The organism is Lentzea sp. NPDC006480, from assembly GCF_040611995.1.
GTDB lineage: Bacteria > Actinomycetota > Actinomycetes > Mycobacteriales > Pseudonocardiaceae > Lentzea.
The window spans coordinates 1-2014 of the sequence record NZ_JBEXPJ010000338.1; the positions used below are offsets into that span (position 1 = coordinate 1).

The 2014-nt window shown below is 65.7% G+C and carries 2 protein-coding genes; both read left to right on the forward strand.

Features of this window, described 5'->3' with window-relative positions; all coding sequences use genetic code 11:
• Nucleotides 1-26 precede the first annotated feature (26 nt).
• Nucleotides 27-857, forward strand: coding sequence for a DUF4142 domain-containing protein (locus tag ABZX92_RS45740; RefSeq protein WP_355572421.1), 831 nt, complete (start codon nt 27-29; stop codon nt 855-857).
• Nucleotides 858-940: 83 nt separating this feature from the next.
• The coding region (locus ABZX92_RS45745; protein WP_355572423.1) for a hypothetical protein at nt 941-2014 on the forward strand (1074 nt) is incomplete at its 3' end.

A 2014-nucleotide genomic window follows, 5' to 3' on the forward strand; every position in this document is an offset into this window, starting at 1 on the left:
GGGCCATCGCGTCGCGCTGATAAGGCATGCGCAGGAACGACTTCCGCCACTGCGACGCCGCTCCCTCGATGATCTCGACCCCGCCGCCCGGAAGTGGCGGGACGGGCGACGAGGTCGTGCAGACGCAGTGGGGTCCGCTCGGACCTGCCGACCGGGACTTCATGAACCGGGTCAAGCAGGCCGGGCTGTGGGAGAAGCCCGCAGGCGAGAAGGGCAAGGCCAAGCGGGCCGACCAGCCCAAGATCCAGGAAGCCAGCAAGCACCTCATCGAGGGGCACACGCTGCTGGACAACGTGGTGAACCGGGCGGGCGTCCTGCTCGGCGTCACGCTGCCCACGGAGCCCACCGACGAGCAGAAGGGCTGGCTCGCCGAGATGGACGCGGCGAACGGCGACGAGTTCGACGCCGTCTTCGCCAACCGGCTCCGCGCGGCGCACGGCAAGGTCTACGCCTATGCCGCGCAGATCCGGGCGGGCACCAAGAACGAGCTCATCCGCATTCTCTCCACGCAAGCGATGATCACCGTCTTCGACCACATCAAGGTGGTCGAGGACACCGGCAAGGTCGACTTCGCCGGTCTGGAGTCACCGCAGCCGCTCGCACCCCCGACGGCGTCCTCCGGGGCACCGGAACCGACCGGGGACAACGCGTCTGCCAATCCGACCGACGGCGTGATCCCGACCGTGCCGGAGGGCACCAAGTTCACCCGCACCGCCGAGCAAGGCGTGTTCGGGGAGAACAACGGCGTCTTCTTCGGCGCGATCGCGGTGCTCGCGCTCGCGCTGGTCGGAATGCGAGTGATTTCCCGGTCCAAGAAGAAATCGACGAGCCGACGAAGTAAATCGCGTTCGTTCTAACCGCACACCGAGCTCAACCCGAACACACGGCTAACCGCCGTCAGCTTCACCATGCCGTTTTATCGGACTACACGAGGTGGCAAATGGCTTTTCACCGTAGGAAATCCACGATCTGGCTGACCGCCGCCGCAGCGGCGATGGCGCTGGTCGCTGGCGGTGCCGCGGTGGTGGCGATCAGCTCATCTGATGGCGCCGCGCTCGCCGACGGGGCGGACAAGAACTCGTTCGTCGACATCACCAAGGTGAAGCCGAACGTCAAGAAAGTAAAAGCACAGCAGGGCGCCACCACCGGTACCTTCATCGTCGACTGCGGCCGCAACGAGAACGGGCACTTCAACCCGGACAACTTCATCGCGCAGCCCGGTGTCCGCAACGGTGCCCAGCACCTGCACGACTACGTCGGCAACCTTTCGACCAACGCCGACTCGAACAACAAGTCGCTGCAGAAGGCCGGGACGACGTGCAAGAACGGTGACAAGTCCGCCTACTTCTGGCCCGTCGTCCGCATCGACACCGAGGACGAGGAAGAGCCGGCCAAGCAGCCACCGAAGAAGGACGACAAGGCGCAGCAGGACAAGGACAAGGCCGACAAGGCCGCGGCCCGTCTCGAGTGCCCCGACGTCGCCTCGAAGCTTCCCGAGGACGTGCCGGACAAGGCCCAGGCCGAGATCGACAAGGAACTCGCGAACATCGAGAAGGTGACCGACGAGGCCGAGAAGAAGCTCGAGCAGACCAAGGCCCAGGACGTCGACAACGTCATCGTCGGCCCGACGCGCGAGAAGCGCGCCGCCATCCTCGACCGGATGATGCTGGCGTTCAGCCGCCAGGGCAAGCAGGCGCCGGACCTCAACCCGCTCGCTGCCTGCAAGGTCAAGGCCGCGAACGAGAAGCAGGCCAAGCTCGACGACGGCGCCGAGAACAACGACGACGCGCAGGCCGAGGGCACCGAGAACAAGAAGAACCAGGCCAACAAGGAAGAGAACAACAAGCTCGAGCTCGAGGGCAACGACGGCGAGATCCAGCGTCCCGAGGTCGCCCAGCTCGAGTTCCGCGGCTCGCCCGTCGGCAAGGTCGTCGCGATGCCGAAGTTCCTGCGCATCCTGTACGGCGACGCCAAGGTCACGGCCAACGGTGTGAAGAACGCCAAGGACTCGTGG